General features: G+C 70.4%; 13 protein-coding genes. 6 read left to right on the top strand and 7 right to left on the bottom strand.

Going from position 1 to position 20,239, the window contains the following annotated elements; all coding sequences use genetic code 11:
• Nucleotides 1-25 precede the first annotated feature (25 nt).
• The 3 genes from BLR95_RS12085 (at nt 26) to BLR95_RS12075 (ending at nt 6,206) form a co-directional block, all read left to right on the top strand.
• Nucleotides 26-1,006 carry an efflux RND transporter periplasmic adaptor subunit gene (locus BLR95_RS12085; protein WP_092620445.1) on the top strand — a complete coding sequence of 327 codons (981 nt, stop codon included), beginning with the start codon at nt 26-28 and terminating at the stop codon, nt 1,004-1,006.
• Entirely contained in the window at nt 1,003-4,278 is a 3,276-nt protein-coding gene (locus tag BLR95_RS12080) for an efflux RND transporter permease subunit (RefSeq protein WP_092620442.1), read from the top strand. The genes BLR95_RS12085 and BLR95_RS12080 overlap by 4 nt, the downstream gene beginning before the upstream one ends.
• Nucleotides 4,279-4,628: 350 nt before the next feature.
• Nucleotides 4,629-6,206, top strand: coding sequence for a bifunctional aminoglycoside phosphotransferase/ATP-binding protein (locus tag BLR95_RS12075; protein WP_092620439.1), 1,578 nt, complete (start codon nt 4,629-4,631; stop codon nt 6,204-6,206).
• Nucleotides 6,207-6,218: 12 nt separating this feature from the next.
• On the opposite strand, the gene BLR95_RS12070 is transcribed toward BLR95_RS12075, so the two are convergent.
• Nucleotides 6,219-6,818: a cytochrome b/b6 domain-containing protein gene (locus tag BLR95_RS12070; protein ID WP_092620436.1), complete on the bottom strand. Its 600-nt coding sequence runs from the start codon at nt 6,816-6,818 to the stop codon at nt 6,219-6,221.
• Nucleotides 6,815-8,404 carry a tetrathionate reductase family octaheme c-type cytochrome gene (locus tag BLR95_RS12065; protein WP_092620434.1) on the bottom strand — a complete coding sequence of 530 codons (1,590 nt, stop codon included), beginning with the start codon at nt 8,402-8,404 and terminating at the stop codon, nt 6,815-6,817. The genes BLR95_RS12070 and BLR95_RS12065 overlap by 4 nt, the downstream gene beginning before the upstream one ends.
• 195 nt (nt 8,405-8,599) lie before the next feature.
• Between BLR95_RS12065 and BLR95_RS12060 the strand changes: the two genes are divergently transcribed.
• Nucleotides 8,600-9,469 carry a universal stress protein gene (locus BLR95_RS12060; protein ID WP_092620432.1) on the top strand — a complete coding sequence of 290 codons (870 nt, stop codon included), beginning with the start codon at nt 8,600-8,602 and terminating at the stop codon, nt 9,467-9,469.
• Between the two features lie 34 nt (nt 9,470-9,503).
• Here BLR95_RS12060 and BLR95_RS16265 read toward each other — a convergent pair whose 3' ends face one another.
• On the bottom strand, nt 9,504-11,621 hold the full coding sequence (locus BLR95_RS16265) for a protein-disulfide reductase DsbD family protein (protein WP_092620429.1): 2,118 nt from the start codon (nt 11,619-11,621) through the stop codon (nt 9,504-9,506).
• 293 nt (nt 11,622-11,914) lie between these two features.
• On the opposite strand from BLR95_RS16265, the gene BLR95_RS12050 reads away from it, so the two are divergent.
• Complete coding sequence (locus BLR95_RS12050) at nt 11,915-12,493, top strand: YqgE/AlgH family protein (RefSeq protein WP_092620426.1); 579 nt, start codon at nt 11,915-11,917, stop codon at nt 12,491-12,493.
• Nucleotides 12,494-12,511: 18 nt separating this feature from the next.
• On the opposite strand, the gene BLR95_RS12045 is transcribed toward BLR95_RS12050, so the two are convergent.
• A complete protein-coding gene (locus tag BLR95_RS12045; protein ID WP_092620423.1) occupies nt 12,512-14,953 on the bottom strand; it encodes a DUF4175 domain-containing protein in 2,442 nt (813 codons plus the stop codon).
• A 558-nt stretch (nt 14,954-15,511) separates the two neighbouring features.
• On the opposite strand from BLR95_RS12045, the gene BLR95_RS12040 reads away from it, so the two are divergent.
• A complete protein-coding gene (locus tag BLR95_RS12040) occupies nt 15,512-16,432 on the top strand; it encodes a hypothetical protein (protein ID WP_092620420.1) in 921 nt (306 codons plus the stop codon).
• Here the strand turns inward: BLR95_RS12040 and BLR95_RS12035 are convergent.
• The 3 genes from BLR95_RS12035 to BLR95_RS12025 form a co-directional block, all read right to left on the bottom strand.
• Nucleotides 16,426-17,340, bottom strand: coding sequence for an SEL1-like repeat protein (locus BLR95_RS12035; protein WP_092620417.1), 915 nt, complete (start codon nt 17,338-17,340; stop codon nt 16,426-16,428). The two genes, BLR95_RS12040 and BLR95_RS12035, sit on opposite strands and share 7 nt — an antisense overlap.
• Nucleotides 17,341-17,729: 389 nt before the next feature.
• A complete protein-coding gene (locus BLR95_RS12030) occupies nt 17,730-18,434 on the bottom strand; it encodes a cytochrome b/b6 domain-containing protein (protein ID WP_092620414.1) in 705 nt (234 codons plus the stop codon).
• Complete coding sequence (locus BLR95_RS12025) at nt 18,431-20,032, bottom strand: tetrathionate reductase family octaheme c-type cytochrome (RefSeq protein WP_218119548.1); 1,602 nt, start codon at nt 20,030-20,032, stop codon at nt 18,431-18,433. The genes BLR95_RS12030 and BLR95_RS12025 overlap by 4 nt, the downstream gene beginning before the upstream one ends.
• Nucleotides 20,033-20,239: the final 207 nt, after the last annotated feature.

Raw genomic sequence — 20,239 nt, 5'->3', positions numbered from 1 at the left:
GGCGCCGACGCGCCAGAGGTTGACCATGTCCGTGCGCCCCCTGACCGCCCTTGTTGCCCTGGCCTGCCTGCTTGCCGCCCCGGCGGCGGCGCGGGCCGGCGAACACACCGTGGCGGTGACCGAGATCGCCGAGATGAAGGCGGTCTACGCGACGGTGGAAAGCACCGACATCCTCAAGGCCCGGGCCCGCATCGGCGGCACCGTGGGCGGTCTGGCGCTGGACGAGGGCGACCGGGTCGAGGCCGGGCAGACGGTGGCCGTGGTCGGCGATCCCAAGCTGATGCTGCAGATGCGCTCGCTGGATGCCCGCATCCAGTCGCTGGCCGCCGAGCGGGCCCAGGCGGCGACCGACCTTGAGCGCGCCGAAAGCCTGCGCGCCCAGGGGGTGATCGCCCAGGCCCGCCTGGACGACGCGCGAACCCGCCTCAAGGTGGCCGACCGCCAGTTGGCCGCCATGCGGGCCGAGCGGCAGGTGGTGGAACAGCAGTCGGCCGAGGGGGCGGTGCTGGCCCCCGGGAGCGGGCGGGTGCTGTCGGTGGCGGTGGTCGATGGCAGCGTGGTGCTGCCCGGCGAGGTGATCGCCACTCTGGCCGCCGAGAACTACATCCTGCGCCTGAAGGTGCCGGAGCGTCATGCCCGCTTCGTCAAGGCCGGGGCGGCGGTCGAGGTGGGGCCGCGCGGCCTGGATCACCGGGCCGAGGGGCCGCGCCGGGTCGGCGAGGTGGTCAAGGTCTATCCCGAACTGGCCGACGGCCGGGTGGTGGTCGACGTGGCGGTGGACGGCCTGGGGGATTACTTCGTCGGCGAAAGGACCATCGTCTGGCTGCCCACCGGCACCCGGCGCGCCGTGATCGTCCCGGCGGCGGCGCTGGCCCGGCGCTTCGGCAACGCCTTCGTCACCCTGGCCGATGGCACCGAGGTGCTGGTGCAGACCGGGCGCCCGCGGGCCGACGGGGTGGAAATCCTCTCCGGCCTTGCCGCCGGCGACGTGGTGCGCCTGCCATGAGCCAGGCCCCCCAGACCCCGCCGGAGATTCCCCTGGGCATTTCCGGGCACATCACCCAGGCCTTCATCCGCTCGCCGCTGACCCCGCTGCTGCTGCTCGCCGGGCTGGTCATGGGGATCATCGCCCTGGTCCTGCTGCCGCGCGAGGAAGAGCCGCAGATCAGCGTGCCGATGGTCGACATCATGGTCAGCGCCGATGGCCTGAAGGCCGAGGACGCGGTGGAACTGGTCACCAAGCCGCTGGAGGAGATCGTCAAGGGCATCGATCAGGTGGACCACGTCTACTCGCAGACGGTGGACGACGGCACCACCGTCACCGCCCGCTTCGAGGTGGGCACCGACGAAGACCTGGCCATGCTGAGGGTGCACGAGACCATCCGCGCCAACATGGCCGCGATCCCGGTCGGCATCCCCGAGCCGCTGATTGTCGGCCGGGGCATCAACGACGTGCCCATCGTCGTCCTCACCCTGGCGCCCAGGCCCGAGGTGGCCGACCGCTGGACCGACAACGCGCTCTACAATCTGGCCGACGAGCTGTTGGCCGAGCTGATCAAGGTCGACAACGTGGGGCTGACCTTCCTGGTCGGCGGACGGGCCGACCAGATCCGCATCGAGCCCGACCCGGAGCGCCTGTCGCTGTACGGCATCACCCTCAACCAGTTGGTCGAGAAGATCGAGAACGCCAACCGCAGCTTCAAGGTGGGCCGCCTGCGCCAGGACAACCACAGCCTGGAAGCCCTGGCCGGCCAGACCCTGGAGGGCCTGACCGACATCGGCCAGTTGCTGCTGGGCAGCGCCGACGGGCGGCCGGTCTACGTCAAGGACGTGGCCCGGGTGGTGGTCGGCGCCGCCCCCGACGAGCACCGGGTGTGGCACTTGAGCCCGGACGGCGAGGGCGGCTACCAGCGCCTGCCGGCGGTCGAGGTGGCGATCGCCAAGCGCAAGGGGGCCAACGCGGTGTTCGTCGCCGAGGACCTGATGCAGCGCATCGACACCCTCAAGGGCAGCCTGATCCCCGAGGGCGTCGAGGTCCACCTGAGCCGCGACTACGGCGCCACGGCGCTGGAGAAAAGCAACGAACTGCTGTTCCACCTGGGGCTGGCCACGGTCTCCATCGTGGTGCTGATCTGGCTGGCCATCGGCCTGCGCGAGGCGGCGGTGGTCGCCCTGGTCATCCCCACGACCATTCTTCTCACCCTGTTTGCCAGCTACCTGATGGGCTACACCATCAACCGGGTCAGCCTGTTCGCGCTGATCTTCTCGATCGGCATCCTGGTCGATGACGCCATCGTGGTGGTCGAGAACATCGTCCGCCACTGGCGCATGCCCGACGACCGCCCGGCCCTCAAAAAGGCCATCGACGGGGTGGCCGAGGTGGGCAACCCGACCATCATCGCCACCCTGACCATCGTCGCCGCCCTGTTGCCGATGATGTTCGTCTCCGGCCTGATGGGGCCGTACATGAGCCCCATCCCGGCCAACGCCAGCGCGGCGATGGTGTTCAGCTTCTTCGTCGCGGTCATCATCACGCCGTGGCTGCTCTACCTGTTGGCCGGCAAGCGGCTGGACCGCAAGCGGGCGGCCGACAACCACGCCGACAACCATGTGGACTTCGCCGGCAATGACGGCGGCTCAGACCATGATGACGGCAAGATGGCCGCCCTCTACCGCGCCATCGCCCGCCCGATGCTGAAGGGGCGGCTGCGCTCGGCCGTGCTGCTGGGCGGCGTCGGGGTGGCCACGCTGGCCGCCTGCGCCCTGTTCTACACCCGCGACGTCACCGTGAAGCTGCTGCCCTTCGACAACAAGAGCGAGCTTCAGGTGGTGGTCGACCTGCCGGAAGGGGCCTCGCTGGAGGCCACCGAGCGGGTCCTGATGGCGGCCGCCGAGCGCCTCGCCGACCTCCCGGAGCTGACCGACATCCAGCTTCACGCCGGCACCGCCGCGCCGTTCAACTTCAACGGTTTGGTGCGCCACTACTACCTTCGTTCCGGCCCCGAAATGGGCGATCTTCAGGTCAACCTGACCCCCAAGCACGACCGCGACCGGGCCAGCCACGCGGTGGCCCTGGAAGTGCGCCAGCGATTGGCCGACCTGGAGGTGCCCGAGGGCACCTCGATCAAGGTGGTCGAGGTGCCGCCCGGCCCGCCGGTGCTCTCCACCCTGCTGGCCGAGGTCTACGGCCCCGACCCCCAAACCCGCCGCGCCGCCGCCGACAAGGTGCGCGCCGCCTTCGAGGCGGTGGATTTCGTGGTCGACGTGGACACCTCCATGGGCCAGCCGGCGCCCCGGGTGCGCTTCGAGATCGACCAGGAAGCCCTGGAGTTCCACCGGGTCGAACAGGAAGCGGTCTACGACACCCTGGCCGCCCTGCTGGGCACCGTGCGGGTTGGTTACTCCCATCGCGGCGGCGGCGCCGACCCGGTGGCCATCGTCCTGAGCCAGCCGCGCGAAACCCTGACCCCCGGCCCCCACCTGCTCTCCACCCCGGTGCCCACCCGCGACGGCGGCATCGTCGAGCTGGGCGACGTGGTGCGTCTGGTCGAGGAAACCGCCTCGCACACCATCTTCCGCCGCGACGGCCACTTCGCCGACATGGTGCAGGGCGATCTGGCCGGCTGCTTCGAAGCCCCCATCTACGGCATGTTCGCCGTCGAGGAGGCGCTGAAGGACCAGGACTGGGGCCCGGCCGGCCCGCCCCCGGTGCGCTACGTCGGCCAGCCGGGCGACGAATCCACCGTCTCGGTGCTGTGGGACGGCGAATGGGAAATCACCTACGTCACCTTCCGCGACATGGGGGCCGCCTTCGCCGTCGCCATCCTGGCCATCTACCTGCTGGTGGTCGGCCAGTTCAAAAGCTTCACCGTGCCCCTGGTCATCCTGGTCCCGGTGCCCCTCACCCTGATCGGCATCGTGCTCGGCCACTGGCTGTTCGCCGCGCCGTTCACCGCCACCTCGATGATCGGCTTCATCGCCCTGGCCGGGATCATCGTGCGCAACTCCATCCTTTTGGTCGACTTCATCAACCACCGCCGCCAAATCGATCCCGACCTGCGCACCGCCCTCATCAACGCCGGGGCGATCCGCTTCAAACCCATCTTCCTGACCGCCGTCGCCGCCATGATCGGCGCCGCCTTCATCCTGGCCGACCCGATCTTCCAGGGACTCGCCCTCTCCCTGGTCTTCGGACTGGCCAGCTCCACCGCCCTTACCCTGCTCGTCATCCCGGCCATCTACATCCTGCTGCGCGACGACCACCGGCCTCTCGCCTGACGGCCCTGGCGGGCCGGCACGGGGGCTCTGCCCCCGCGCGCACCCCGAGCCCGGCTTTAGCCGGGCGACGACGGTGCGCGCATTAGGGAAACTCGGGGGCTCTGCCCCCGAACCCCCGCCGGGGGGACCAGGGGTCCCCCCGGACCCCCGCCACGACTTAAAGCCTTGGAAGAGGGGGTACCCGAGCGCGAGCGCTCGGGTACCCCCTCTTCCAAGGCTTTGACACATGGTGGGGTCTGGGGAGGCCCCCGGCCTCCCCAGCGGGATTCAAAGGGGCAGCGCCCCTTTGACAGCCGGCAGGCTGTCTGGTGAAAGAACGGGGGTGGTCGCGCGGCAGGAGGAAGAGCGCCATGGACGATCAGGCTGAGGTGATCGCTTTTCTGGCCGATCCGGCGACCCATGGGTTGTCGGCCGGGGAGGAGGTGGCGCGGCGGGACACGCATATTTCGGCCGTTTTCCTGGCCGGCGAGCGGGCCTTCAAGCTGAAGCGGGCGGTTGGGCTGTCGTTTCTCGATTTCACCACCCTGGCGGCGCGGCGCCGGGCCTGTCTGGCCGAGATCGCGGCCAACCGGCCGGCGGCGCCGGAGCTGTACGAGGGGGTGGCGCCGGTTTTGCGGGCGGCTGATGGGCGGCTCTCCATCGGGCCGGTCGGCGAGTCGGCGGAGGCGCCGCCGGGAGAGGCGGCGGTGGTCGATTGGCTGGTGGTGATGCGCCGCTTCGACCAGGATGGCCTGTTCATCCGGCTGGCCGAGAGCGGGGCCCTGGACCGTCATCTGATCGCTGATCTGGCGGTCGAGGTGGCGGCGGTCCACGAGCGGGCCGAGGTCCACCGCGAGGCCGGCGGGGCCGAGGCCATGCGGGCCACCATCGACGGCGTGGCCGAGTCGTTCGCGCCCCATCTGCCGGCGGTCTTCGATCCGGCCCGGGTGACGGCGCTGGTCGAGGCGCAGCGGGCCGAGTGCGCGCGCCATGCCGATCTTCTGGAGGCACGGCGCGCGGCCGGACTGGTGCGGCGCTGCCATGGCGATCTGCATCTGCGCAACATCTGCCTGTGGCAGGGCCGGCCGACCCTGTTCGACGCCATCGAGTTCAACCAGGACTTTGTCCTCATCGACGTGCTTTACGATCTCGCCTTCCTGCTGATGGACATGGGCGAGCGCGGGCTGGCTGATCTGGCCAGCGTGCTGTTCAACGTCTATCAGGAGCGGCGCGACGACATCGCCGGGTTGGCCCTGCTGCCCGTGTTCCTGTCGCTTCGGGCGGCCATCCGGGCGCATGTGGCGGCCTCGATGGCGGCGGTGCGCGAGGACCCCGCCGACCGCGCCCGGCTGATTGACGAGGCGCACCACATGCTGGCCCGGGCCGAGGCCTATCTGGCGCCGCCGGCGCCCCGTCTGGTCGCCGTGGGGGGGCTGTCGGGCAGCGGCAAGTCGCGCCTGGCCCGGGCCCTGGCGCCTTATGTCGGGGCGGCGCCGGGGGCCCTGGTGCTGCGCAGCGACGTGGTGCGCAAGCGGCTGATGGGGCAGGCGCCGTTGACCCGCCTGGGGCCGGAGGGCTACCGCCCGGAGATGACCGAGAAGACCTATCGCCGGGTCGACGAGGAGGCGGCCGAGGCGTTGGCCGCCGGCCATTCGGTGATCGCCGACGCGGTCTTCGCCACCCCCGGGGAGCGGGCCGATATCGAGGCGGTGGCGGCGCGCGCCGGGGTGCCCTTCGAGGGCCTGTGGCTGAGCGCCGATCCCGAGGTGATGGCCGAACGGGTGCGCACCCGCCAGGGCAACGCCTCCGACGCCACCGAGGCGGTGTTGAAACGCCAGTTCGCGTATGATCTGGGGGCCATCGCGTGGCACCGGGTGGACAGCTCGGGCTCGCGCGAGGATACCCTGGCCGGCGCGCTGGCGGCGCTGGGCATGACCGGGGACGCCTGATCCGCGGCGCGCTCAGTCGTGGCTGTCCTCGTAGCCGGTGATCATCGCCTTCAGGTAGCGCATCAGCGGCTTGCCGGTGAAGATCATGTAGACGTGCACGATCAGGAACACCAGCATGGCGAAGCCGGCGGCGGTGTGGATGCCGGCCACCAGGGCCAGCGGCACGTTCTCCATGCCGATGTCGGGCCAGTCGTTGTAGTACATGTACAGCAGGCCGGAGACCCAGATGATCGGCAGGATCATCAGGTTGAAGGCGGAGTAGGCAATGCGCTGCAAGGGGTTGTGCTTGACCAGCGGGGTCATCTTGAAGGGGTGGACCGAATCCTTCTTGAAGATGTCCAGGGTGTAGTAGCGCAGCACGGCGCGCATCTTGTCGGTGGTCGGGATGTACTGCTTCCACTCGCCGCTGATGAAGTGCCAGAAGATGGCGAACACCGACAGCCCCAGCAGCAGCCAGGCATTGAAGCGGTGCAGCTCGGCGGCCCGCTCGTAGCCATAGAACTCATAGGCCCCGTTGACCTCGAAGCCGGTCATGATCAGGTGGATGATCAGCGCCGCCTGCGACCAGTGCCAGAAGCGCTCGAAGCGCGAGAAGACCATGTCGCGGGTCATTGGCTCACCTTATGGAACAGGGCGAAGAAGACGCGGATCAGGGCGTGGCCGGTGACCGCCGCCAGGGCCAGGGCGACCGAGGCCCAGCCCAGCTTGCTCAGCCAGTCGATGGAATCGCGGCCCGGCATGTAGAAGCCCGACAGGCTGGCCAGCCGGCCGTCGGTGGTGTGGCATTCGTTGCAGCCGACGGCGTCCTCCTTGGGCGCCACCATGTGGGTGATCGGCCAGTAGTAGGCCGATTCCACGAAGGCGTGGGACCCCGAGTAGTCGACCCCGCGCTCGCGCAGGCCGGCCCTCAGGGCCTTGTTCCAGTCGAACTTGCCGCCGCCCCAGAAGGCGTCCTCGTCCTGGCCGAACAGGTGGGGCACGGCGAGGATGTTCTTCTCGGCGTCGATCGGCTGGCGACCGCGCATCACCTTGAACGGCCAGATGCGCGCGGTGGGGTCGTGCGGGCCGCCGGAGAAGGAATTGATCTCCACCACCCCCTGGGGATCGATGGTTTCGTTCAGAAGGGTGTAGTCGATCCGCCCGTCGAACCAGAAGTACTCCGGCACCACGTTGGCCTGCCACCGGAAATCGCCCTTCTTGACGTCGTGCAGGGGATAGCCGTCGGCGTCCTTCACCACCTTCTGGCCATCCACCTTGGTGCCGGCGGTGGACCAGTCCCACCACATCTTGGTCTTGAAGCCGCCCCGGGCGTATTCGGGGATGTGGCAGGTCTGGCAGGCCACCTTGTCGGTGTGATCGTTGAGCTTGGGGTGGGCGGCGTGGGCTTCGGTGCCATGGCACGATTCGCAGGTGGCGTGGCTTTTGTAGACGGCGCTCGGGGTGTCGAAGCCGGCCGTGTCGCGGGCGGTGGGGGCGTAGCGCGAGCCCGGCACGTCGTGGCCATCGGGGTTGTGGCAGGTGGCGCAGGTGAAGCCCTCGCCGTCGGGGGACATGTGCACGTCAAGCGCCCGCGGCGGGTCGATCAGCGAGGTGTCCATGTCGCCGTGCTTGACCCCGTTGCCGCCGCCGCCGGTGAAGTGGCAGGCGCCGCAGGTGTCGCGCCCGGTGCGCCCGACGCTGCGCGCCACCTTGCCGAGGTCAACCGCCTCGAACATCTCCCCGTTGGGGTTGTTGGGCGGGAAGGTCTTGTCCACGTAGGCCGGATGGCCGGCCCCGGCGGGGTATTTTTTGTAGGTCCCGGTGGTGTCGTGACAGACCAGACAGTCGACCGCCGTTTCCTGGCTCAGATCAAAGCTGTCGTCGTCCCAGCCATAGCCGATGTGGCACGAGGTGCAACGCGGCCAGTTGGTCGCCGTGGCGACGCAGAAGTTGTTGACGACGTTGCGCTTTCCCAGCTCCTCGCCGGTGATCGGGCTGATGAAGGCCCAGCTCCAGTGGGTTGTCTTGTGGAGTTGGCTGGCCGCCTCGGTGTGGCACTCCAGGCAGGCGGCGGTGACTTCCGGGCCGCTCTTGAAGGGGCCCTTCAACTGCTCGAACTTGCCGTGGTCGGCGGTCGACTTGGTGCCGCTGGCCCAGGCCGCGCCCGGCGCCGCCAGGATCAGGCCGACGAGCAGGGCCAGGGTGACGCGATATGGCATGACGGCCTTCCCCAAAGCGCTGTCAAGGGCGGACACTTGAGGGAAGCGTAATGGACCCCCATCGTGGCTGTCCAGATCAACCGGGAGATGTTGGCGCCGTTTCACCGCTCACTTTGCTTATCGGTCCCGAAGCCCCATATTGTCAGGGCATTCAGGGGCCGACGCGCGCGGCCGGTTAAGGGAGGGAAACTCAAGATGACCGGGATCAGGACCATGCTGGCGGTGCTTTCCGATCCGGCTGGTGGGGCGTCGGTGCTGGAGACCGCGATGGCGGTGGCCCGCGACCAGTCCTGCCATGTGGAGGCCCTGCACGTCCGGCCCGATCCGGCCCAGTCGGTGCCCCTGGTCGGCGAGGCGATGTCCGGCGCCATGGTCGACGAGATGATGGAGGTGGCCGAGCGCGAGGGCCGCGACACCGCCGCCAAGGTGCGCGCCCTGTTCGACGATTTCTGCGGCCGCTACGCCATTCCCACCGATGTGGAGCCGCCCGGCCCGCCCGAGGTTTCGGCCAGCTACAAGGAACTGGTCGGGGTCGAGGATACCCTGGTCGCCTGTCGCGGCCGGGTGGCCGACATGGTGGTCGCCGCCCGCCCGGGCAGCGATGACGGCAGCGCCCTGATCACCCTCAACGCGGCCCTCATGGAAAGCGGCCGCCCGGTGCTCGCCGCCCCGGCCGAGACGCCGGAGTCGGTGGGCCGGCGGGTGGCCATCGCCTGGAACGGCAGCGCCGAGGCGGCGCGCGCGGTCAGCGTGGCCCTGCCCATCCTGACCCGGGCCGAGGCGGTGGTGGCGCTGATCGCCGACGACACCGAGAGCGAGCGCGGCATCGGCGCCGCCGACCTGGAAACCCATCTGGCGTGGCACGACGTGGCGGTGGAGACGCGGCGCATCCTGCCGGTCGGCGCCGGGGCCGGGCCGGCCCTGCTCAAGGGGGCGCAGGACGCCAGGGCCGACCTGTTGGTGATGGGCGCCTATACCCATTCCCGGCTGCGTCAGTTGATCCTGGGCGGGGTGACCCGCCACATCCTGGCCCACGCCCCGATCCCGGTGCTGCTGTCGCACTGAGCGGGCAAACTGGGCGGCGGCAACTGGGCGGCGGCTATTCCCCGGCGGCCCGGTCCAGGGCCTCCAGCACGGCGCCTTCGGTCAGCAGCTCGGGCAGCACGAGGCCCTCGGGCGCGCCCGGACCGTAGACCGCGTTGAAGGGGATGCCGTAGCGCTCGAAGGTGGCCAGATAGGCCCCGATGGCCGGATCGGGGTTGGTCCAGTCGGCGCGCAGGGGAACCACGCCGGGAGCCGACAGCCGCCCCAGCACCGGCTCGCGATCAAGCACCGCCAGCTTGTTGACCCGGCAGGTGATGCACCACTGGGCGGTGACATCGACCACCACCACCTTGCCCTCGGCGACCAGCCCGGCGATGCGCTCTTTCGCGAAGGGCTGCCACAGGGCGTCGGCGGCCACCGGCGCCGGCTCGAGCACCGCCGGGCGCAACGCCGGCAGGGCCACCCCGACGACCAGCAGAAGCACCGCCACGCCGCCGGCGATGGCGCGGCCGCGCCCCTCCATCAGGGCGCGCGCCGCCAGGGCGACCAGCAGGGCCACCATCAGGCCGGCCATGACCAGGGCCAGCCGTGCTCCCACCTGGAGCCACAGCACGGTGATCAGCCACACGGCGGTGGCCGCCAGGGCGGCGCCGAGAACCGCCTTCAGGGTGTTCATCCAGGCGCCCGGGCGGGGCAGCCGGCGGGCCACGGCGGGCACCGCCGCCACCGCCAGATAGGGCAGCGCCATGCCCAGGCCGAGGAAGAGGAAGATCAGGCCGATTTCCAGCCACCCCCGGGCCAGGGCGAAGCCCACGGCGGTGCCCAGGAAGGGCGCCGAACACGGCGTGGCGAGGATGGTCGCCAGCACCCCGGTGCCGAAGTGGCCGGCCAGCGAGGGGGCGTCGGTGGTCTCGCCCCGGTTTTCCGCGCCACCCAGATTGCCCAGAAAGCCGGGCAGCGGCACCTGGAAGAAGCCCCACAGGTTGGCCGCGAACAGGGTCAGCAGCAGGGCCATGACGCCGAGGAACACCGGCTGCTGGAACTGGATGCCCCACCCCACCGCCAGCCCCGCCGCCTTCAGGCCGATGGCCACCCCGCCCAGGGCCAGGAAGGTGACCACCACGCCCGCCGCCGAGGCCAGGAAGCCGGCCCGCACCTGGGCCGGCGGCGCCCCGCCGTGACCCAGCACGCCGAGCACCTTCAGCGACAGCACCGGCAGCACGCAGGGCATCAGGTTGAGGATCAGGCCGCCGAGCAGGGCCAGCCCCAGCATCAGCGCCAGGCCGGCCTCGGCGGCCGCTGGCGCGGCGGGGGCCGGGGTGCCGAGGGGCGGTGTCAGGGTGGCTTCCAGGCCGCGCGCCCCGTCGATCACGGTCAGGGTCAGCGGGCGCCCTTCCAGCCCCCCCTCGGGGAGCAGGGCGGGATCGGCCGGGGCGGTCAGGATGGCCCGCCGGCCGCCCTCGGACAGGCTGACCTCGGGGGCCCGGAAGACCGGCATCTCGCCCAGCTCCACCAACAGGTCGGGAGCGCCCAGGGGCGGCTCGGCGGTCACCTCGACGGCCAGCCCGGGCGGCCGCGCGCCGTCCCCGGGGATCAGGGTGGCGCCGACCAGGGCCAGCCCGTGGGCCGCGCCATCGCCCGGCACCCGGGCCTCGAAGCGGGCCAGGGCGTGCGCCTGGGCGCCCGGCGAGCCGGCGCCGCCGGGCAGCGACAGGGCCACCCGGGCGCTGGCCGGGATGCAGATGTCGTCGCAGATCAGGTAGTCCACCGCGCCGACCAGCTCGACCCCCGCCCCCGGCTCGGCCGGGCGCACGGACAGTGGCAGGATCACGTGATCGTGATAGCCGATGGTGTCGATGCCGAGCACGCTGAAGCGCTCGGGCGCCGGCCAGGCCATCTCCACCCCGGCCACGTTGGTCGACTCCGACCAGTCCACCGAGGGCGGATAGCCGGCGTCGCCGGGGCTGCGCCAGTAGATCTTCCAGTTGCCCTTGAGGGCGAACTCCAGCCCGGCCCGCAACACCTCGCCCTGGCCGCTGGCGTCGCGCGCCGCGATCAGCCGAAGGTCGGCCTGCTCGCCCCGGGTCCACGGGCCGACCCCGGGGGCCGCCTGGGCCAGGGCCGGGGCACTGCCCAGCAGCAGCAACAGACAGGCGGCAAGGCGGGTCCACATGGCGGGTCCAATCGGGGCAGGGTCTCGGCGGGCGATACGCCGCCAAGGGGGGTGGCGGTGGTCGGCGAGGCTCCTATCTGACCCCAACCGGCGCCGTCGTCAACACTGTCTCGGCCGCGTCTCGGCCGCCTCCCTGCCTCCCCCGGGCCACCCGGCGCGGCCGAAATCACCCCCCGGGGGCTTGGCGCGGCGCGGCCGAAACGCCATCTCACAAGCAAGGCCCGCTTCTGCCTTGGCGCAGGGCGCGGCCCGGTTCAACCCAGGACCGGTTCAATCCAGGATATGTGCCCCTCATGACGCCGACCCTGCCGACCCCAGAGACCTCGCTCACCGGGCAATGCCTGGTCGCCATGCCGGGCATGGACGATCCGCGCTTCTCCCGCTCGGTGATCTTCGTCTGCGCCCACAACGAGGACGGCGCCATGGGACTGGTGGTCAACCGGGCGCTGGACCAGATCACCTTCCCCGACATCCTGGAACAACTGGGCATCGAGTCCACCGTCTCCTGCGACGGCCTGCCGGTGCTGTTCGGCGGGCCGGTCGACACCTCGCGCGGCTTCGTGCTGCACAGTGCCGACTATCGCAACGAGACCACCCTGCTGGTCGACGCGCGCACGGCGCTGACCGCGACCACCGACGTCTTGCGCGACATCGCCACCGGGCGCGGCCCCATCCGGCGCATGATGTCGCTCGGCTACGCCGGCTGGAGCGCCGGCCAGCTGGACGAGGAAATCAAGCACAACGTGTGGCTGAACGTGCCGGCCGACGAGGACCTGCTGTTCGGCCGCGACCTGGACGACAAGTGGAGCCGCGCCATCGCCAAGCTGGGCATCGACCCCAGCCTGCTGTCGGCCACCGCCGGCCACGCCTGATCCCCCGCGCCAACCAGGTCAGCGAAAACCGGGCAGAAGACGCTTCAGATAATCGCGTTCCGTCGGCGCCCGATCCGGCTCGTTCAGCCGGCGGCGCAGGTCGTCGACGATGTCCTCGGCCCGCTGGCGGCTGGGCGCCGGCACCTTGGGGCCGTCGGCCGGATCGGGCACCGGGCGGCCCAGGGGGTCCTCGCCGCCGCCGGGCAGCCGGCTGGCGCCGGGCAGGGCAACACCGCCGGCGGTCCGGCTGATCGCCTCCAGCAGCGCGTCAAGCCCCTGGTCGAGCCGCGCCAGGGCCCGCCCCTGGGCGCTGGCGGCGCCTTCGTGGTCGCCGCCGGCCAGGGCCTCGGTGGCCCGGCGCATCTCCAACTCCGCCGCGCCCAGGTCGGGCGGCAGCCGGCCGAGCAGCTCGCCGAGGCGGGCCAGCAGACCGCCCAGGCGGTGGCGCAGATGCTCCTGGCGGCCGGCCCGGGCGACCTGGGCGCCGGGCGGGGTGGACCGATTGCCGACGGAAAACGTCTCGTCGTGCAGGGCCGCCTGATCGCGCCGCAGGGCCATCAGATCGGCCAGCACGCTGGCTCCGGCTGTCAGGCGTTCCTCGGCCTTGGGAGACAGCCGGGTCAGGCCGTCGAGCCCGCGCAACTGCTCGGCCAGCCGGTCGAGCAGGGCGGTGGCGGCGTCGCCCGCCCCCAGGCGCGACAGCCGCTCGATCTCGTTCAGCATCTCTTCCAGCGCCGAGGGATCGAGGCGGCGCACCCCGGGCGCCCGGTCCAACTGCTCGGCCAGCCCCTGGGGCAGCTCGGGGGCGTTGGCCGCCAGCTCGGCCAGATGGTCGGCCAGGGCGCGGCGCAAGGCCTCGGTGCGGGCGGTGCGCTCCTCGGCCGAGGCGTGCGGATCGGCCAGGGCGTCCTTCAGCGCCTGATGAGCCGCCTCCAGGCGTCGGCGGGTTGCCCCCAGGTCGCCCTCCTCCAGGTCCAGGGCGATGTCCCACAACAGATCGATCACCGACTGGCGGCCGGCTCGGCCCGGCTCCAGGCGCAGGCGGCGGGCGGCGACGACCAGGGCCAGGGCGGCCCCCGGCCGCTGACGGACCCGCTCCGGGCGGGCCAGGGCGCTCTCGGCCAGGGCGTCGAGCCGCACCGCCACCCGGGGGGTGTGCTCCGGGGCCAGGATCAGCACCCGGCGCTGGGCGATCAGCTCGGCCGCCAGGGGGTGGCGGAAGGGCCGCTCGGGCAGGATCAGGGTGACCGACTGACTGGTCCCCACCTGCCCGGCCCCGTCACTCACCTCCAGGTGGGCCGTCACTTCCAGTCCGGCCCAGGGGTGGGCGGTCAGGTCCAGGGCGCTGCCCAGGCGGACCTCGCGCGGCGCCCCCTGGGGCGGGCTGGGCAGGGCCAGCGGGTGAACCGTGGGTTCGGCCAGACGCGGCCCGGAGGTCCGCCCGGCCAGCCCCAGAATCAACCGGGCCTGGGTCAGGCCGTGGTCATCCTCGGCCCGCCCGGCAAGGCGCAGGCGATGCGCCGAATCGCCCTCCGGCGGCGCCGTGAAGGCCACCTCGGGCGGCCGGTCGGGGCGCACGGCGAGCCGCCACAGAGCCAGCCGCCGGGGCCCGTCGGCCAGCCCCAGACGGTCGGCGGCGGGGTCGTCCAGGGTCACCTCCAGGCGGTGGCTGGCCGCGCCCTCGGCGTTCTCGGTGGGGGGCAGAAGGCGGCCCGGATCGTCGGCCGCCAGAACCAGCCGGGGCCGCGCCACATCGCCCGTGACCAGCAGCGACAACTGGCTGCCGGCCGGGACCTCGAGCGGCGACTCGCCGGCTTCCGGCGCCGGGCCCTCGCCAGCCGGCGGCACCGCCGCCGTGCGTCGCAGCGGCGGACGGCCGGTGTAGGCGGGCGGGCTGATCCACAACTCCACCGTCGCCGCGCCCGGCGGCGCCACCAGGGTCGGCGACAGGAAGGCGCGCAGGTTGTCCCCGGCCCGCGGCCCGGCCCAGGCCAGGGCGACGATCAGGGCGAGCAGCGCCAGCACCCGGACCCCGCGCCGGTCGGCCGCCAGCACCCCCGGCGCCGGACGCGCCGCCGGCAAGGCCACGGCAGCCTCGGCCATGCGCTCCTGGTGAGCCTGCCACAGGGCACGGGTCAGCGGGTCGGTGGCCTGGCTCTCGGTCAGGCGGTCGAGCAGGGCGGATACCGGCCGGCGCGGGTCCGTCGCCTCCAGCCGGGCCACCGCCTCGTCCAGCCCGGGCGTGCGCACCCCACGCAGCCGCGCCACCGGCCACGCCAGCAGCGCCACCACGGCGACCAGCAACAGGACATGAGCCGGCCCCGGCAGCGCCCCGGCAAGACCCGAGACCGCCAGCGCCACAATCGCCATCAGCAGCCAGGGCAGGACAAACAGACGCCGCCACAGGCGCTCCCACAGCAGCGCCCGGCGGGTGCGGTCGATCCGGCGAACCAAGGCCACCGGATCACGGTCTGGGGCAAACTGGCTCACCCGGGCAGTGTACGCAGGCTGACGGGGGATGACACAAGAAGATTGGTGCGCGCTCGCGGGCTCTGCCCCGCGCCCGCCCCGAGCGGAGCCGAAGGCAAAGCGACGACGGCGGGCGCGGTTGAAAGAACGGGGGCGCTGCCCCCGAACCCCCGCCGGGGGGACAGGGTCCCCCCGGACCCCGCCAGGTTGTTGGAGCGGAACGCACAAGGCAGAGCCGAGCGCGGATGGGGGTTGGTTGCAGGCCAGCTTCGCTGGCCTGCGGAACCGACCAAACAACGGCGTGCCCGGTGCGAGTAGCGCCCTTTCCTTGGTGTCTGTTTACGCGGGCCAGCAAAGCTGGCCCGCACCCAACCCCAACCGATCCCGTCTCGCTGCTGGCGTTCCGCTCCAACGACTGGAGGGGGTCCGGGGGATCGCCTTCGATCCCCCGGTGGGGGTACGGGGGCAAGGGCCGACATCCGTCAGCGCCGTGACCAGGCCATTCGCCGCAAGCTCCGAGGCTTGCGGGAGAAAGGGCATCTGCGCGGCGTGGTCGGCCTTCTCGCCCAGGCCACGGGCATCGGTCTTCACGATGTGCTCGGGGCCAGCAAGAGCATCAAGCCGCAGGCCATGCAGGAGTTCGTCGATCTCGTGCGCAATGAGGACGGGGTGAAGGCACTGACCCGAGCCTTCGAGGTCAGCCGGGCCTACCACGACAGCTACGACCCGGAGACCGTCGAGCGACTGGGTGATCTGTCCCGCAGTGTCGGCGACAGTCTCGGGCGGGCTCAGCGGGAGTTGGCCGAGCTGAACCAGTCCCTGACCTTTGAGAAACGGGGCGGGGTGGCGCCCGGCATGCGTCACGTTGGGCACCCGTCGTCGCCCGCCTATCAGAAGCGCCGGGCCCGCCAAGCCCTTGACGCGGTGGTCGATGATATTGGCCTCCTGCTCGCCAACTGGGTCGATGCCCCGCCCCATCCCGAGCTTGATCCAACCACCGCCCGGCGCTTTGCCGAGGACATGAAAAGCGACCTCGAGCATGTCGCCGGCGGGCTTGATCTGGCGGCCTCGGCCGCTGCCGTGGTGATGACCCGGGGCCTCTCCCTGGCCATCGCCCCGACCCTGGAGGTGGCCAGCCTCGTGGTTGGCGCCCGGGCCGACGCCCAACAGGCCATCGCCGAGGAAGCCGCCGGACTGGTCGGCCAGATCAGGCAGCGCCTGAAACCGGGCGAGGCCGTCTCGGTGGATGATCTGAAGGCGGTGATGGCGGAAAACCCCGACTGGTACCGCCGTGCCCTGAAAGGCACCGTCGGCAACATCCTCCAGCGCCTCGCCAACCTCGGCGGCAAGGCAATGGGGGAGGTGCTCCGTTATCTGGGGGCGCAGAAAGGCGGCGGTAAGCGGGCAGCGGAAGAATTGTTTGACAAAGCTGTGTCAGGCGCGCTGGAAATTGATGGAAGCGGTCAGTAGCAGTCGCGTTTCTTGAAGCTTCGTGCGCTATCCAAGATTGAACTTTCTCCGTCCTCGATTATGTCTTGGGAAAACTCTTCAAGTAAATTTTTCGCTGATTGGTTGTTGTGGTAATAGGCAAGGACGGCTATCCAATAGACACCCTCGTTGACGACATCCACCGTCCGGGGACGCGACCCCAGTCTGTAGGTTATCGCAACTTGGCACAATTCAGAGCCACAAATCGCGCAGTGTCTCAATAGGTTGTCTCCGAGCGTTGCCTGATCGGCTTCAAATTTCTGTGCATTGGAAAGCTCGGTGAGCGCTTCTGGAAGGAGGTCAAGTCCTCCAGCTAGGTTTTTAGTCAGTCGTTCCTGCTCGCTACCACTGTGCTGAACAGCCCACCGCGTCTGCGCCTCCCGGTTTCCCAGCCATGCGGCGCGTTTGAGGCAGGCGCGGCCTTTGGTGGGGGCGGGGATGGCGGCGCTATCGGGGGTGAGTTTCTCGGCGTTGGCCTCGCGGACCAGGATGCGGCCGGTCTGGGTCATTGCCTCCAGATGACCAGCCTCGGCGGCGGGGAGCAGGAACTCAAGCGCTCCCCAGGCGTCTGCCTCGAAGCCTGCTTTTCCTTCCATCATCAGATGACCCAGCCACCACCGAGCCTCGGCATTGCCCGGGCGGCCTTCATGGGGCTCGGCCAGACGCTGCCACGCCGCCACCGCCGCCGCCACCCGCTCCGGATCGCCCGGATCGTCCTCGCGCGGCTTGCCCTCCTCCCAATCAAGGCGGGCCTCGATCAGGGCCAGCAGATCATCCAGATGATAGTCCATCGCCGGATCATGCCACGGCCCATCCGGCCCGCACGTGACCTCCTCCGCCACCACCGGCAGCGTCATCACCATCGCCAACAAAAACACCCAAAGCCGCATGTGCGCACCCTCCCGCGCGGGGAGTGTAGCACAGGCTCGGGGGCTTCGCCCCCAAACCCCCACCGGGGGGACAGGGTCCCCCCGGACCCCGCCAATTCGTTGGTGCGGAACGCACAAGGCAGAGCGGGGCACTCAGGGTGGTTGGTTGCAGGCCAGCTTCGCTGGCCTGCGGAACGAAAAACCCACCGAGCACTTATCTGGGCGGACTTGAGCCGCGCATCCTTGCGCCACTTCCTTGGTGTCTGTTTACGCGGGCCAGCAAAGCTGGCCCGCACCCAACCCCAACCGATCCCATCTCGCGACCGGCGTTCCGCTCCAAGGATTGGAGGGGGTCCGGGGGATCGCCTTCGATCCCCCGGCGGGGTATGGGGCGGCGCCCCATCCGGTGGTTACTTTTTCATGTCCACCATGCCGGTCTGTTCGATGTAGGCCTCTTCCACTTCCGAGAGTTCGACCCGGTCGTAGCCGGTGATCATGGTTTTCACGTAGTGGAAGATGGTCTTGCCGGTGGTGGTCATATAGACGTGGATGATGACGAACGCGCCCATGGCGAAGGCGGCGATGGTGTGGATCAGGGCGATGGCCCACAGGGCTTCGGCCGACCAGGGGGCGGTGTTCCACAGATCGTAGGTCAGGTAGACGATGCCGGTCAGCCACAGGGCCGGGCCGATGATCACCATGAAGGTCATGTAGGCCAGCGACTGCAGGGCGTTCTGCTTGCGTTGCAGGGATTTCTTGTAGGGGTGCGGCTCGCCGACCAGGATGCCGTAGGCGTAGAAGCGGATCACCTTCCACAGCCCGCCCTTGAACATGTACTGCTTCCACTGGCCGGTGGTGAAGTTCCAGAAGGTGGTGAACAGCCACAGCAGGATCAGGGCGATGGCGGCATAGGTGTGGATCTGCACGGCCAGCTTGAAGTCGAGCAGGTCGTGGGTGCCGTGCAGGCCCAGCCCGGTGAACAGCAGGGCGAAGATGAGGGCGGCCTGCGACCAGTGCCAGAAGCGTTCGTAGCGCGAGTAGATCATCACCTCGCGGCGGCGGGCGGATTCGCTGGCGCCGCCGGAGGTGGAGATGTCGGTGTCGGGGCGGCTCATCGGCGGGCCCTCCCTTTCCAGATGATGCGCAGGGCGGCGTGCACGGCGACCCCGAGCAGGGCGCCGACGAGGGCGGCGTAGCCCAGGAAGTCGATCCACCCGAAGCCGTCGCGGCCCGGCATGTAGAAGCCGGAGAGTTCGGCCAGCCGGCCGTCCCTGGCGTGGCACTGGGCGCACTGAAGGGCGTCGTCCGCCGGGGCGACCATGTGGGTGATCGGCCAGGCCATGGTGGTGTCGACGAAGCCGAACTGGCCGCTGTAGGGCTGGCCGGCGTAGGTGGTGCCGGCGGCCAGGGCCTTGGGCCAGTCGAAGTTGGTCCACAGGGCGCTGTCGTCGTCGCCGAAGACGTGGTTGACCAAGAGGGTGTTGTGGACCTTGTCGTAGGGCTGGCGGCCGCGCATCACCTTGAACGGCCAGATGCGGCTGTGGGCGTCGCGCCGGTCGCCGCGCACATGGTTGATTTCCACCCCGGCGGCCGGGTCGATGGTTTCGTCGGCCAGGCTGTAGCGCAGGGTGCCGTCGAACCAGCGGTAGGTGGGGACCACGTCCTCGGCGTAGCGGAAGTCGCCCTTCGTGCTCAGGTAGCTGAAGTGGCCGTGGTCGTCCTTGATCTTCAGCGGCTTGCCGTCGGGCCCCAGGCGTCCGGCGGTGGACCAGTCCCACCATGTCTTGGTGGCCACCCCGCCACGGGCGAAGGTGGGGATGTGGCAGGTCTGGCAGGCCACCCGGTCGACGTGGCCGTTGAGTTTGATGTGGGTCAGCGAGAGGTCCGGATGCGGGGCGCCGCCGTGGCACGATTCGCAACGGGCGTGGCTTTGGTACTGGCGCGAGGGCAGGGGGTCGGCGGGTTCGCCGGCGGCCTGGGTCTGGTAGCGCGAGCCGGGCACCTGGTGGCCGCGCGGATTGTGGCAGGTGGCGCAGGTGAAGTCGCCGCCTTCCTTGGCCATGTGGATGTCGAGGCTGGGCCCGGGGTCGATCAGCGAGCTGTCCAGATCGCCGTGCTTGACCCCGTCGCCGCCGCCGCCGTGGAAGTGGCAGGCGCCGCAGTTGGCCCGCCCGCTGGCCCCGACGTGGCGGGCGATGTGCCCCAGGTCGGGCGGGCTGCCGCTGGCCGGGGCGTAGTCGGGATGGCCGGCCAGTTCGGGATGCTTGACGTAGGCGCCGGTGGTGTCGTGGCAGACCAGGCAGTCGACGGCCACCCCCTGCTGGTCCGGGCTCTGCCTGAGGTCGGTCCAGTCGTAGCCGATGTGGCACGAGGTGCAGCGCGGCTCGTTGGACAGCGCGGAGCCGCAGAAGCTGTTGATGACGTGGCGCTTGCCCAGGGTCTGGGCATCCTCGCCGCCGCCGTGGAAGGTCCAGCTCCAGTGGGTGGTGGCCTTCAGTTGGGCGGCCGCCTCGGTGTGGCATTCAAGGCAGGCCCGGGTGACCTCGGGGCCGTTCTTGAAGTCGCCTTTCAGTTCCTTGAACTTGGTGTGGTCGGCGGTGCTGTCGAGCCGCGGCGTCGGGGCGTCGGGCGACGGCGTCTCGGCCGCCTGGGTCGCCAGGGCCGGGGCGGCGAGCAGACAGAACGCCAGGATGAGCAATCCAGGCCGGGGCACGGGTCGTCTCCCTGTTCAATATTTTTAAAGTTTGAAGCATTCCATTTTTCAGCCTTGCCACCGTGCCGCCTTATGACGCATTGACATTTGTCGCCTGGGGTATGCATTGGCGGGACGGCTCGCCATTTCCAATAGCCGACCGCCGGACCCAGGCTTCGGGTGCACAGCCAACGAAGGGTAAGGTACACTCGGTCCCGGGGGGTCGAG

Origin of the sequence: Roseospirillum parvum, assembly GCF_900100455.1 — a bacterium.
In the GTDB taxonomy this organism is placed as follows: Bacteria; Pseudomonadota; Alphaproteobacteria; order Rhodospirillales; family Rhodospirillaceae; genus Roseospirillum; species Roseospirillum parvum.
The sequence above is the reverse complement of the archived record's forward strand: the minus strand, read 5'-3'. Positions and strand labels throughout refer to the sequence as shown.